Source organism: Tabrizicola sp. (assembly GCF_041913445.1).
Classification (GTDB): domain Bacteria; phylum Pseudomonadota; class Alphaproteobacteria; order Rhodobacterales; family Rhodobacteraceae; genus Tabrizicola.
Genome location: NZ_JAYSFG010000009.1, coordinates 122,078 through 135,124 on the forward strand (window position 1 = coordinate 122,078; position 13,047 = coordinate 135,124).

14 protein-coding genes are annotated in these 13,047 nt (G+C 66.6%); 12 read left to right on the forward strand and 2 right to left on the reverse strand.

Translation table 11 applies throughout. The features are described from left to right. Window positions 1–169: 169 nt before the first annotated feature. Both ACE3Q6_RS12320 and miaA read right to left on the reverse strand, forming a co-directional pair. Window positions 170–970, reverse strand: coding sequence for a helix-turn-helix domain-containing protein (locus ACE3Q6_RS12320; RefSeq protein ID WP_374432546.1), 801 nt, complete (start codon window positions 968–970; stop codon window positions 170–172). A 175-nt stretch (window positions 971–1,145) separates the two neighbouring features. Then, window positions 1,146–2,012, reverse strand: a complete 867-nt coding sequence (miaA, locus tag ACE3Q6_RS12325; protein WP_374432547.1) for a tRNA (adenosine(37)-N6)-dimethylallyltransferase MiaA — start codon at window positions 2,010–2,012, stop codon at window positions 1,146–1,148. An 80-nt stretch (window positions 2,013–2,092) separates the two neighbouring features. Between miaA and pyrH the strand changes: the two genes are divergently transcribed. From pyrH to ACE3Q6_RS12385, 12 genes are all read left to right on the forward strand, one after another. Beyond that, window positions 2,093–2,815, forward strand: coding sequence for a UMP kinase (pyrH, locus tag ACE3Q6_RS12330; RefSeq protein ID WP_374432548.1), 723 nt, complete (start codon window positions 2,093–2,095; stop codon window positions 2,813–2,815). Then, window positions 2,815–3,063: a hypothetical protein gene (locus tag ACE3Q6_RS12335; protein ID WP_374432549.1), complete on the forward strand. Its 249-nt coding sequence runs from the start codon at window positions 2,815–2,817 to the stop codon at window positions 3,061–3,063. Before pyrH ends, ACE3Q6_RS12335 begins: the two co-directional genes overlap by 1 nt. A 59-nt stretch (window positions 3,064–3,122) precedes the next feature. Continuing rightward, window positions 3,123–3,689 carry a ribosome recycling factor gene (gene frr, locus ACE3Q6_RS12340; protein WP_374432550.1) on the forward strand — a complete coding sequence of 189 codons (567 nt, stop codon included), beginning with the start codon at window positions 3,123–3,125 and terminating at the stop codon, window positions 3,687–3,689. A gap of 52 nt (window positions 3,690–3,741) precedes the next feature. Next, window positions 3,742–4,446, forward strand: coding sequence for a polyprenyl diphosphate synthase (uppS, locus tag ACE3Q6_RS12345; RefSeq protein WP_374432692.1), 705 nt, complete (start codon window positions 3,742–3,744; stop codon window positions 4,444–4,446). After that, window positions 4,446–5,252 carry a phosphatidate cytidylyltransferase gene (locus ACE3Q6_RS12350; RefSeq protein WP_374432695.1) on the forward strand — a complete coding sequence of 269 codons (807 nt, stop codon included), beginning with the start codon at window positions 4,446–4,448 and terminating at the stop codon, window positions 5,250–5,252. Before uppS ends, ACE3Q6_RS12350 begins: the two co-directional genes overlap by 1 nt. A 3-nt stretch (window positions 5,253–5,255) precedes the next feature. Further along, on the forward strand, window positions 5,256–6,440 hold the full coding sequence (gene dxr, locus ACE3Q6_RS12355; RefSeq protein ID WP_374432551.1) for a 1-deoxy-D-xylulose-5-phosphate reductoisomerase: 1,185 nt from the start codon (window positions 5,256–5,258) through the stop codon (window positions 6,438–6,440). Continuing rightward, a complete protein-coding gene (rseP, locus tag ACE3Q6_RS12360) occupies window positions 6,440–7,768 on the forward strand; it encodes an RIP metalloprotease RseP (protein ID WP_374432554.1) in 1,329 nt (442 codons plus the stop codon). The genes dxr and rseP overlap by 1 nt, the downstream gene beginning before the upstream one ends. Before the next feature lie 164 nt (window positions 7,769–7,932). Beyond that, on the forward strand, window positions 7,933–10,263 hold the full coding sequence (gene bamA / locus ACE3Q6_RS12365; RefSeq protein WP_374432698.1) for an outer membrane protein assembly factor BamA: 2,331 nt from the start codon (window positions 7,933–7,935) through the stop codon (window positions 10,261–10,263). 20 nt (window positions 10,264–10,283) lie between these two features. Then, complete coding sequence (locus tag ACE3Q6_RS12370) at window positions 10,284–10,862, forward strand: OmpH family outer membrane protein (RefSeq protein WP_374432555.1); 579 nt, start codon at window positions 10,284–10,286, stop codon at window positions 10,860–10,862. A 70-nt stretch (window positions 10,863–10,932) separates the two neighbouring features. Continuing rightward, a complete protein-coding gene (gene fabZ, locus ACE3Q6_RS12375; protein WP_374432556.1) occupies window positions 10,933–11,394 on the forward strand; it encodes a 3-hydroxyacyl-ACP dehydratase FabZ in 462 nt (153 codons plus the stop codon). Beyond that, window positions 11,391–12,197 (forward strand): acyl-ACP--UDP-N-acetylglucosamine O-acyltransferase, encoded by an 807-nt coding sequence (gene lpxA, locus ACE3Q6_RS12380; RefSeq protein ID WP_374432558.1) that lies wholly within the window; start codon window positions 11,391–11,393, stop codon window positions 12,195–12,197. Before fabZ ends, lpxA begins: the two co-directional genes overlap by 4 nt. Beyond that, window positions 12,194–13,006 (forward strand): LpxI family protein, encoded by an 813-nt coding sequence (locus tag ACE3Q6_RS12385; RefSeq protein WP_374432559.1) that lies wholly within the window; start codon window positions 12,194–12,196, stop codon window positions 13,004–13,006. The genes lpxA and ACE3Q6_RS12385 overlap by 4 nt, the downstream gene beginning before the upstream one ends. The last annotated feature ends 41 nt before the right edge of the window (window positions 13,007–13,047 follow it).

Here is a 13,047-nt window from a genome sequence, read left to right on the forward strand (position 1 = left end):
CCCGCAGCGATCCAGCCGATTCCGGCATGATCCGGCAGCCATGCAGGCCGCACCTCCCCACGCCTATTGCGCATCTTTTTCGGCCGTGCGTCAACGACTGGTTTCGACCCTTGGCATCCAAAACCGACATCCATTTGTCGATTCCTTTACCGGCCGGGCAAAAAATCCGTCAGCCCGCCCGCCGGAAGGCTGTCGGCGATTTTCCGGTCAGATGCTGGAAGGCGCGGGTGAAATAGGCGGGCGAGTTGAAGCCCAGCTGCTCGGCGATCTTGCCGACGGGGATCTTCGTCTCGGCCAGAAGCTTGCGGGCCTCGAAGATGCGGCGGTCCTGCAGAAGTGCGCTGGCCGGCCGGCCGCAGGCGGCGTTGCAGCAGCGCGTCAGGTGGGTGGGCGTCACGCCCAGCGCGGCCGCGAAGTCCGCCACGTTCATGCCGGTGCGGAAGTTCCGCTCCAGCAGAGCGGTATAGCGCGCGACAAGCCGGCGCGTCGCATCCTGGCGCGGGCTTTCCAGCGGGTCGGCCTTCCTGGATTGCCGCTCGAGCCAGACGCCCAGAAGGCCGACATAGGCTTCGGTCGCACGTTCATGCGCCGGCGTGTCGCTTTCCAACTCGCGCAGGATCGAATCAAGCAGGACGTTCACTTCCTGCTGGGCATGGACCTCGCGGATGCGCAGGTGCAGCGGCGCCTTGGGCAGGACGACCTTGGGATCGCGGCCGAAGAAGACCGCCGTCCCGAACACCTGCGACCCGGCTTCGAAGCCGTGCATGACGCCCGCGGGGATGAAGACCGCATTATGTGCCGTGTAGCCGCGCGTCACCCCCGAGATCGTGATGCGCCCCTGGCCCTTGGTGAACCACAGAAGGCAGGGTTCGGACAGCGAGCGCATTGCTTCCACGCGCCAGCGACCCCCGGCGGCGAGGCGGGGAATGGCAACGAGACGAAGCTGCGAGGCAGGGGCGGACTTCAACATTTCGCGGCAGATCCTGTGGCAGAGGCGCTGACCGGGGCAGTAAATCAGGGCCCGCTGGCAGACCCAAGCGAATTCCACCGCTTTCCGGCGGAGTTGTCCACCGATGTTCCATTAATCTGTGTAAAAGCCTGTGGATAAGCGGAAAGGCGCTGCAACTGCGGCGTGCAAGTCCCCGTCAGGGAAGGGAAACCTTCTTCCATGACTTCATGTTCGATCTGAACCAGGTCCGCTGGCGCTTGGCATATTGCCGACTGGCCAGAGTGGCGGCCTCGACAGCGGCTTCCAGCGGCAGTTCCCCGCGCAGATGGGCGATCAGCTCTGCTCCGCCGATCGCCTTGGCCGAGGGGCGTTTCGGATCCCAGCCGGGCAGGTTCGCCCGAGCTTCGTCAAGCGCGCCTTCGGCGAGCATCTGGTGAAAGCGCCGGTCGATGCGGGCGTTCAGCCAGTCCACCTCGGGCACCAGTACCACCGGCTCGACACCCGCAAGCGGCAGAAGCGGCGCGGGCGTATCCGCCTGCCACGCGGCAAGGCCCCGTCCCGTGGCCCGCAGGACCTCCCAGGCGCGCTGGATGCGCACCGGGTTCTGCCGATCGATCCGGGCCGCGGTGGCGGGATCGAGGTCGGCCAGAAGAGCCGCGTGACCCTCGGCTGCGCGGCGGGCATCGGCCTCGGCCCGGACTTCGGGCGGCACCTCGGGCACTTCGGCAAGGCCCCTGGTCAGGGCGTTGAAGTTCAGGCCCGTGCCGCCGACAATGACCACGGGCCGGTCCAGAAGCGGCGCCACATCGCGCAACCAGTGCCCGACCGAGTAGACCTGATCTCCCGCCACATGGCCGTATAGCGCATGGGGCAGCGCGGCCTCGTCGGCCGCGCTGGGGCGGGCCGTCAGGATCCTCCAGTTGGCATAGACCTGCAGGGCGTCTGCGTTGACGACCAGCCGGCCGTCGCGCGCGGCAAGCTCCATCGCAAGCGCCGACTTGCCGCTTGCGGTCGGACCCGCGATCAGAACCGGAGCCTCGCGTGAGATGCCGTCGATGCGCACTGGAAACCCTGGTTGAACCCGTCGCGGTTTTGCGACATTTTGCGCGCCAGTCCAAACATAAAACGAGATGCAGGGGTCCCATGCCGGAGACAGCCACCAAATACACCCGCGTGATGCTGAAGATCTCGGGCGAGGCACTGATGGGTGACCAGGGCTACGGCCTGCATCCTCCGACCGTCCAGCGCATCGCCGAAGAGGTGAAGTCGGTCCGCGACATGGGCGTCGAGATCTGCATGGTCATCGGCGGCGGCAACATCTTCCGGGGCCTGCAGGGCAGCGCGCAGGGGATGGAGCGGACGACGGCCGACTACATGGGGATGCTCGCCACCGTGATGAACGCGCTGGCGATGCAGTCGGCGCTGGAAAGCCTGGGCGTTTTCACCCGCGTCATCAGCGCAATCCCGATGGACCAGGTGTGTGAGCCCTACATCCGCCGCCGCGCCGTCCGGCACCTGGAGAAGAAACGGGTCTGCATCTTCGCAGCCGGGACCGGGAACCCCTACTTCACCACCGACACGGCGGCGACGCTGCGCGCCTCCGAGATGGCCTGCCAGGCGATCTTCAAGGGCACCAAGGTGGACGGGGTCTACGACAAGGACCCGAAGAAACACGCGGATGCCAAGCGCTACGACCATGTCACCTACGACGAGGTGCTCGAGAAGCACCTGGGCGTGATGGACGCAACCGCGATTGCGCTGGCGCGGGACAACAACCTTCCGATCATCGTCTTCTCGCTGGACGAACCCGGCGGGTTCCGGGGGATCCTGGCGGGGCAGGGGACCTATACCCGGGTGCAGGACTGATGTGGACTGCGCTTGGCGCGCTGCTGACATTTCTCATCGCGATCGGACCGGCAATTGCCCTTAGCGTCTACGAGATGCAGCGGTGGCGACGCGAAACGGGCCGCAAGGCATCATGGTTGGCGATGCGGTATGATAGCGATTACCTGCGCGCCGCACGGCGGTCGGGACGGGCCTATCTGGGTGTCCTGATCATCCCTTGGTTCTTCCTTTGGTTCGTGGTGTGTTCCCAGTTTCTTGTCGCCCTTTGAATTCCGCAGCCGCGCCGTTATGAAGGGCGTCGAACCGTGAACGAGAGTGGAAGACCACCATGGCCCATGAAGAGATCGAGATCGACACCGATGCAATCCAGCGCCGGATGGATGGCGCGATGGCGGCGCTGAAGACGGAATTCGCCTCGCTGCGGACGGGGCGCGCCTCGGCCTCGATCGTCGAGCCGATCCAGGTCGATGCCTATGGTCAGATGACGCCCATCAACCAGCTGGGCACCGTGAACGTCCCCGAGCCGCGGATGGTCGTGATCAACGTCTGGGACAAGGGCATGATCTCGAAGGTCGAGAAGGCCATCCGCGAAAGCGGCATCGGGATCAACCCGGTGACCGACGGCCCGCTGATCCGCCTGCCGATCCCCGAGCTGAACGAGGAACGCCGCCGCGAATTGACCAAAGTTGCCGCGCAATATGCCGAGGCCGCGAAGGTTGCGATTCGCAACGTCCGGCGCGACGGGATGGACCAGATCAAGAAGGCCAAGGCGCAAGGCATGAGCGAGGATGACCAGAAATTCTGGTCCGACGAAGTGCAGGACCTGACGGACAAGGCGATCGCCGCCGTCGACAAGGCGCTTGAGGCCAAGCAGGCAGAGATCATGCAGGTCTGACCTGCTGGTGGAGGGGTGGCGATTGTCGAAGGACCTGCAGGTGGGCGTCGCGATGCGACCCGTGAACCACCTGGCGATCATCATGGACGGCAATGGCCGCTGGGCCACCAACCGGGGCTGGGCGCGCCTCGTCGGCCACCGCAAGGGTGCCGAGCGGGTGCGGGAAATCGTCAAGGCCGCGCCCGACCTCGGGATCCGGTGGCTCACGCTCTACGCCTTCTCGACCGAGAACTGGAAGCGGTCCACCGAGGAAGTCCTGGGCCTGATGGCGATCTTCGCCCGCTATATCGAGCGTGAGGCGGACCGCCTGGCCAAGGCGGGTGTCCGGATGCGCTTCATCGGTGACCGCAGCCGGCTCGACCCCAAGCTGCAGCGCATGATGGCCGGCATCGAGGCGCGGACGGCGGGGCTTGACCGGCTGAACCTGACCGTGGCCATCAATTACGGCGGCCGGGACGAGATCGTCCGTGCGGTCCGCAAGATTGCCGAGGCGGCCGCGCAGGGCATCCTCGACCCGCGCCACGTGACCGAGGCCGCCTTTGCCGAGCGGCTGGACACGGGCGGGTTGCCCGACCCGGACCTCGTGATCCGCACCAGCGGCGAGACGCGGACCTCGAACTTCCTTCCGTGGCAGGCCGCCTATGCCGAATATGAATTTACCGAGACGCTCTGGCCCGACTTTGGACCCGAGGAACTGGCCAACATCGTCCAGCGATTCTCGAACCGCGAACGGCGCTTCGGCGGGGTCCTGAAATGATGGACCAGATGCCCGCACCGTCGGGCAAATGGGCGGATCTGCGGACACGCGTGTTGTCGGCCATCGTGATGGTGCTGGTGGGCGCGGTGGAAATCTGGCTGGGCGGGACGGCCTTTTCTGCGCTGGTGGTGGCCCTGACCGGGGTGATGATCTGGGAACTGGCGACGATGACCGCCCCGCAGCGGCGGCGTTCGCCGGTCACGCTGGCGGTGGCGGCCTCGGCGGCGCTGCTCGCGGCGCTGGTTCTGCGCACGGACATCGCGGCGCTGTTCCTTGCCGTGCCCTCGGTGGCGCTGATCCTGACGCCTCGGCGGGACCGGAGGCTGGCAGGGTCCTATGCACTGGCGATCATGCTGGCGGGCTACGGCTTGATCGACCTGCGTGAAACGGGCGGGACCACGGTGATCCTCTGGCTGGTGGCGGTCGTGGTGGCCTCGGACGTGCTGGGCTATTTCGCGGGCCGGATGATCGGCGGGCCGAAATTCTGGGAACGGGTCAGCCCGAAGAAGACCTGGTCCGGCACCATCGCGGGCTGGATCGGCGCGGCGCTGGTCGGGCTGGTGATGGTGCTGGTCACGGGCGCAAGTTGGGCGCTGGTGCCTTTGTCCGCCCTCGTCGCCTTCGCGGGCCAGCTGGGCGACATCGCGGAAAGCTGGGTCAAGCGGCGGGCGGGCGTCAAGGACGCCTCGCACCTGATCCCGGGGCATGGCGGTGTGCTCGACCGGTTCGACGCGCTGATTGGCGCGGTCGTCGCGGTCCTGGCGCTGGGGCTGGTCGCCCCGGTCCATGGGCTGTTCGGGGGCTGAGGGGTGCGCAGCCTGTCGATCTTCGGGGCCACCGGCTCTATCGGTGAACAGACCGTGGACCTGCTCAGGCGGGCGGGCGGATCGGATGCCTTCCACGTCGTTGCCCTGACCGGGGGCCGCAACATCGCGCGTCTGGCCGAGATGGCGCGGGAGCTGCGCGCCGAAGTGGCGGTCTGTGCTGATGCTTCGGGCCTTGACGAACTGCGCGAGCGGCTTGCCGGATCGGGCGTCGAAGCGGCGGCAGGCACCCCGGCCATTGTCGAGGCTGCGGACCGCCCGGCGGACTGGGTGATGAGCAGCATCGTCGGGGCAGCGGGGCTTGCGCCGGGCTTCCGCGCGCTGCGCCACGGGGCGACGCTGGCCTTGGCCAACAAGGAATCGCTGGTAACCGCCGGCCCCCTGCTGATGGCCGAGGCCGAACGGCACAAGGCGCGCATCCTGCCCGTCGACAGCGAGCATTCCGCGATCTTCCAGGCCCTGGTGGGCGAGGACCTGTCGGCGGTCGAGCGGATCATCCTCACGGCCAGCGGGGGCGCTCTGCGCGACTGGCCGCTGGAGCAGCTGGCCCGGGCCACCGTGTCCGAGGCGCTTGCCCATCCGAACTGGGCGATGGGGCAACGGATCACCATCGATTCCGCCAGCATGTTCAACAAGGCGCTGGAAGTCATTGAAACGCGGGAATACTTCGGCGTCGCCCCCGACCAGATCGAGGTCATCATCCATCCGGAAAGCCTCATCCATTCGATGGTTGGCTACCGCGACGGGGCGATCATGGCGCATATGGGCGTACCCGACATGCGCCATTCCATCGGTTACGCGCTGAACTGGCCCGAGCGGTCGCACCTGCCCGTCGCCCGCCTGGACCTGGCGCAGATCGGCCAGATGACCTTCCGCGCCCCGGACCTCGCCCGTTACCCAGCGCTGCGGCTGGCGCGCGACGTCATGGCGCGGCGGGGGCTTGCGGGGGCGGCTTTCAATGCGGCCAAGGAAATCGCTCTGGATCACTTCCTCGCGGGGGGGATCGGTTTCATGGACATGAGCGGCGTGGTCGAAGCAACACTTGAGGCGCTCGATCCCGATCTTGGCCACGAAAATGACGCCATGACCCTTGAGGATGTGCAGGCCGTGGACCATCTGGCACGGCTAAAGGCGGGCGAAATTGCCCGGACGCAGGCAGGAGAGCGGTAATGGAAGCGATTGTGGCGGCGCTTGGCGGCACGGCCTGGACCCTTGTGTTCTTCGTCGTCGCGCTGTCGGTGATCGTCTTCGTCCACGAATACGGCCACTACATCGTCGGCCGCTGGTCGGGGATCCATTCCGAGGTCTTTTCCGTCGGCTTCGGCCCGGTCCTCTTCAGCCGCACCGACAAGCGCGGGACCCGCTGGCAGTTCGCCGCGATCCCCTTCGGCGGTTATGTGAAATTCCTGGGTGACGCCGATGCAAGCTCGGTTCGCAGCGGTGATGTCTCGGGCCTCACCTCCGAGGAACGGCGGCACACGATGGCAGGTGCACCGCTTTGGGCACGGGCCGCGACGGTGGCGGCGGGACCCGTCTTCAACTTCATCCTGACCTTCTTCCTGCTCGTGGGCCTGGCGCTGGCGATGGGCGCCCCGCGTGACGAGCCCACGGTCGGCTCGCTTCGCGCCTTCCCGTTCGAGGGACCCACCCTGCAGCCCGGCGACGTGATCCTGGCGGTCGAGGGTCAGGTGACACCCAGCTGGGAAACCTTCCGCTCGGTCACCGACACGCTGAAGGGGCAGGGCGAGCTGGCCTACACCGTGCGGCGCGGCGATCAGGAGCTGACCGTGAACGGCCCGCATCCGCTGGCGCCGGTGGTGGGCGAAGTGCAGATCCGCTCGGCTGCGATGGACGCTGGCATCCGTGAGGGGGACATCATCCTCAAGGCCGGCGGCCAGGACGTGCGCTATTTCGACCAGCTGCCCGAAATCGTAGGTGCCAGCAAGGGCGCACCCGTGGACCTGACCGTGTGGCGCGACGGCGAAAGCTTCGAGGTCTCGCTTGCCCCCAGAATCCGGACCGTGGACGACGGCAACGGTGGCTTCACCGAGCGCTATCTCCTGGGCCTTTACTCCGGCATGTTCTTCGAGCCCGCCGTCCGTAGCGTCGGCCCCTGGGAAGCGGCGACGGGGGCGGCCAGCAGCATGTGGCTGATGACGACGACCACCTTCTCGGGCCTGTGGCACATGATCCAGGGCGCGATTTCCAGCTGCAACCTGTCGGGCGCCATCGGCATGGCCGAAACCGCGGGTGATGCGGCGCGCAATGGCCTGGAAAGCTTCATCGGGATGCTGGCCATCCTGTCCTTCGGCGTGGGGCTTCTGAACCTCTTTCCGATCCCCGTTCTGGATGGCGGCCACCTCGTCTTCTACGCCTACGAGGCGGTGACCCGCCGCGCCCCTTCGGACCGGGCGCTGCGCATCCTCACGACCGTGGGCCTCAGCCTTGTGCTGACCATCATGCTCTTCGGGCTCAGCCGCGATCTGCTCTGCCAGTAACGGAACGGCGCGCGGCGGGTCAGGGCCACCTGACCTGCCGTCCGATTGCCTTAAGCCACAACATGTTGCAAACTTATCCACAAGGACCGCAGGCTTTTGACAAAGCTTGGCTTTCCCGTTAGCTATCCGGAAACAGATAAACACGGCGAGGATGCAACATGCGGATGACCCAAAGCGCGGCCAACGGGCGGTCGTTCAGGGCCACGTCTAGGGCGCGTCTGCTGGCGACTGCGGTTTTCCTTGGCTCGGCAACGGCTTCGGCACCCATGCTCACGCCGGCCTTTGCGCAGGTCTTTTCGTTTTCGAACGTGACCATCGAAGGCAACGAGCGGGTCGATGCCGCGACCATCCTGAACTATGCCGGAATCAACCGGGGCGAGGAGGTCTCGGCGGGGGGTCTGAACGACGCCTATCAGCGCATCCTGAACTCGGGCCTCTTCGAGACGGTGGAACTGGTGCCGCAAGGCTCGACCCTGGTGATCCGGGTCGTGGAATATCCCATCGTCAACGTCATCAGCATCGAGGGCAACAAGCGGCTGAAGGACGAGCGTCTGTCGGAACTGATCCAGTCGCAGCCGCGCCGTATCTATTCGCCAAGCCAGGCCGAATCCGACGCCGCCGCCATCGCGGAAGCCTACCGCGTGGCAGGCCGTCTGGCCGCGACGGTCACGCCGAAGATCATCCGCCGCAGCGACAACCGCGTCGACCTGGTGTTCGAGATCACCGAGGGCCGCGTCGTCGAGAACGAGCGCATCTCCTTCGTCGGCAACAAGGCCTTCACCGACCGCCGCCTGCGCCAGGTGCTGGAGACGAAACAGGCCGGTTTCCTGCGCAACCTGATCCAGCGCGACACCTATGTCGCCGAGCGGCTGGAGCTGGACAAGAAGGTCCTGTCAGACTTCTACCTGTCGCGCGGCTTCATCGACTTCCAGGTGCTGGATGCCAGCGCCGAGCTCTCGCGTGAGCGGGACGCCACCTTTGTGACCTTCACCATCCGCGAGGGCGTGGCCTACGACATCGGTCAGGTCACCACCGTGTCCGAGGTCGAAGGGCTGGACGCCGCCGAGTTTGAGGCGGTGCAGAAGATCCGCTCTGGCCAGACCTACAGCCCGCTGCTGATCGACAACAACATCACCCGGATGGAGACTCTGGCCCTGAAGAAGGGTCTGAACTTCATCCGCGTCGAGCCGCGCCTCACCCGCAATCCCGCCGGGCAGGTGGTGGACGTGCAGTTTGCCATCGTCCGCGGTGAGCGCGTCTTCGTCGAACGCATCGACATCGAAGGCAACACCACCACGCTGGATCAGGTGATCCGGCGGCAGTTCAAGACGGTGGAAGGCGACCCCTTCAACCCGCGCGAAATCCGCCAGGCGGCCGAACGGATCCGCGCACTCGGCTTCTTCGCCGACGCGCAGGTGAACGCCGATCAGGGCTCGGCCCCCGACCAGGTCGTCGTGAACGTCGACGTCGAGGAACAGCCCACCGGCTCGCTCTCCTTCGGCCTCAGCTATTCCGTGGCCACGGGCACCGGGATCAACGTCGGTTTCTCGGAAACCAACTTCCTGGGCCGCGGACAGCGGCTGTCGCTGTCGGTCTCGACGGCATCGGACAACCAGAACTCCAGCTTCAGCTTCACCGAACCCGCGCTTCTGGGCCGTGACCTGAGCTTCACCATCGGCGGCTTCTATCGGACCTCGGAATCCGACTATGCCTCCTACGACACGCGCAACATCGGGTTCAGCACCGGGATCGGCTTCCCCCTGGGCGAACAGTCCAGCCTGGACCTCCGCATCGGCGTGGCCGAGGACAAGCTGTCCAACTACTCGGGCAACTCGGCGATCATTGCCGAGGAAGTCTCGCGCGGGGCGCTCAGCACCGTGTCGCTCGGGTATACCTACGAATACGACAACCGCATCACGGGCCTGAACCCGAAGGGCGGGGTCCTCTTGCGCTTCGGTCAGGATTTCGCGGGCCTGGGCGGCGATACCGAATACATCGAGACCACGGCCCTGGCCCTGGCCGAGACCCGGGTGATGAACGAGGAAGTGACCCTGCGCGCGATCTTCGAGGGCGGCGCGATCTCCTCGCTGGGCGACAACACCACGCGGGTGACCGACCGCTTCTTCGGCAACGGCAAGATCCGCGGGTTCGAGCCGAACGGCATCGGGCCGCGCGACCTTGCGGCGACGGACCAGGATGCGCTTGGGGGCAACTTCTTCGCCGTCGCGCGCTTCGAGGCGGACTTCCCGGTTGGCCTGCCCGAGGAATACGGGATCACCGGCGGTGCCTTCCTGGATGTCGGCTCGGTCTGGAGCCTGGACAATGATGGCGGCGGGGCGATCGACGACAGCTTCACTCCCCGTGCAGCAGTCGGCGTCTCGGTCTTCTGGAACACGCCGATCGGCCCGTTGCGCTTCAACTTCAGCAAGGCCGTGCAGAAGGAAGACTATGACAGGGAACAGTCGTTCGACCTGACGGTCTCGACCCGGTTCTGACGATGGCAGGGTGGCGCAGGATGGCGCGCCCCGGGCTTGGGCTGCTGGCCGCCGCGCTTCTGCTCTGCGCACCCGCAGCCCAGGCGCAGGAGGTGCAAAGTTCGCTGCTGACGCTGGACCAGGACCAGTTCTTCCTCGAATCCGATTTCGGCCGCGCCGCGATCGAGCGGGAGCGGGCCGCGACGGCGGCGCTCGAGGAAGAGAACCAGCGCATCCAGGCCGAGCTCGTGGCCGAGGAACAGGCGCTGACCGACCAGCGCAAGTCCCTGTCCCCCGAGGAATTCTCCTCTCGCGCTGCGGCATTTGACGAAAAGGTGGAACGGATCCGGGCCGAACAGGACGCCAAGGCGCAGGCCCTCGTCGCCAAACGCGAGGAAGAGCGGAAGGCCTTCCTGCAGGTTGCCGGTCCCGTCCTGAACGAGATCCTGGGGGAACGGCAGGCAACGGTGATCCTGGACAAGCGGCTGGTGATCGTGTCGCTTTCCGCCATCGACATCACCGACGAGGCCATCGCCAAGCTGAATGCAGCCCTGGCTGAACCGGCAACTGCGCCGTCGGACGAAGCCCCGGGCGACGTGGCCACGAACCCCGACCCCTGAACTTGTCTCGGGAAGTGTGAGTTGGTAGTCAAACCGGAAGGCCCGGGCCAAAATTCGAAGGAACGACAAGATGGATGCAACCGCCGTGACGACTGCCGATCTGGATCTGATCCAGCGGATCATCCCGCACCGCTATCCGTTCCTGCTGATCGACAAGGTGCGCGACATCGTGGTCAACGAATCCTGCGTTGGCATCAAGTGCATCACGTTGAACGAGCCGCAGTTCCAGGGCCACTTCCCCGGAATGCCGATCTTCCCGGGCGTGATGATCATCGAAGCGATGGCCCAGACCTCGGGCGTTCTGGTCGGCCTGTCGATGGATCTCGTGGACAAGGCGGCCAAGGTCTTCTTCATGGGCGTCGACGGGGTGAAGTTCCGCCGCAAGGTGGTGCCGGGCGATGTGCTCGAGCTTCACGTGAAGGCCCTGCGCGGCGGCGGTCGGGTCTGGAAGTTCGAGGGCAAGGCCTACGTCGAGGGTGAGCTGGCCTGCGAGGCGACCTTCATGGCGATGTTCGACGTGCCCAAGGCATGAGCATCCATCCCTCAGCACAGGTACATCCCTCGGCCGTGGTCGAACCCGGGGCGATCGTCGGAGAGGGCTGCCGCATCGGCCCGTTCTGTGTCGTCGGCCCGGAAGTCACCCTGCATGCCCGCGTGGTGCTGAAGTCCCATGCCGTCGTGACCGGCTGGACCGAGATCGGCGATGAGTCGGTCGTCTTCCCCTTCGCCACCGTGGGCGAGGTCCCGCAGGATCTGAAGTACAACGGCGAGCGCACCCGTCTTGTCGTGGGCAAGCGCTGCCGCATCCGCGAGGCGGCCACGCTGAACACCGGCACCGAGGGCGGCGGCGGGGTGACCCGCGTGGGGGATGACTGCCTGATCATGACCGGCGCCCATGTCGGCCATGACGCGCAGATCGGAGACCGGGTGATCCTGGTCAACAACGTGGCCATCGCAGGCCATTGCGTCCTGGGCGACGACGTGATCGTTGGCGGGCTTTCGGGTGTCCACCAATGGGTCCGGATCGGGCAGGGCGCGATCATCGGCGCGGTGACGATGGTCACAAACGACGTCATCCCCTACGGCCTGGTTCAGGGCCCGCGCGGAGAGCTGGATGGCTTGAACCTCGTCGGCCTGAAGCGCCGGGGCGTCGACCGGGCCGAGATCACGGCGCTTCGCGCGGCGTACCAGACGCTCGCGCAGGAAGACGGGAGTTTCCTCGACCGGGCGCGCAAGCTGTCCGAGGAAAGCGACAGCGCTCTGGTGCGCGAGATTGCCGAGTTCATCCTGTCGAAGTCCGACCGCAGCTTCCTGACCCCCAAGGGCGGGCGGTGAGCGCCTTGCGGACCGCTATCATCGCCGGACAGGGGCGTCTGCCCGCTGCACTTGCCGCCGCGATGGAGGAAGCCCCACTCGTCGCCGCCCTGGACGGCTTCACGCCCGACGGGCTGACCGTGGACCTGCGCTTCCGCGTCGAACGGTTGGTGCCTTTCCTGCGCGCCCTGGAACGGGACGGCATCGGTCAGGTGATCTTCGCCGGTGCCGTGACGCGCCCCCGGCTGGACCCCGCGCTTCTGGACGAGGCGACCGCCGGGTTGCTGCCCCGCCTGATGGCGGCCATGGCGCAGGGCGATGACGCCACGTTGCGCGTGGTGATCGAGCTTTTCGAGGAGTTCGGCTTCACCGTCGTGGGCGTCGAGCACATCGCCCCGGCCTTGCTGCCGCCCGCAGGCGTCCTGGCCGGGACCGTCACCCCGCGGGACGAGGCCGATGCGGCGCGGGCCGCCGGTATCGTCGCGGCGTTGGGGGCGGTGGATGTCGGACAGGCCGCCGTGGTGGCTCAGGGTCTTTGCCTGGGGGTCGAGGCGCTGCCAGGCACCGACGCGCTTCTGGCCCAGGTCGCGGGGATCACGACACTCCGGCCGGATCCGGCCCGGGGCAGGGGCCTTTTCTACAAGGCCGCGAAACCCGGCCAGGACCGCAGGATCGACCTTCCGACCCTCGGCCCCGAGACGTTGCGCGGCGCGGCGGCGGCAGGGCTTGGCGGAGTTGCCTTCCAGGCGGGCTCGGTCATTTGCCTGGATCTTCCCGAGATGCAGCGCCTGGCCGCCGACCTGGGCCTGTTCCTCTGGTCGCGGGAATGACCCGCGACGGCGCATCGCGGGCCGCGCGGACACTGAAGCGG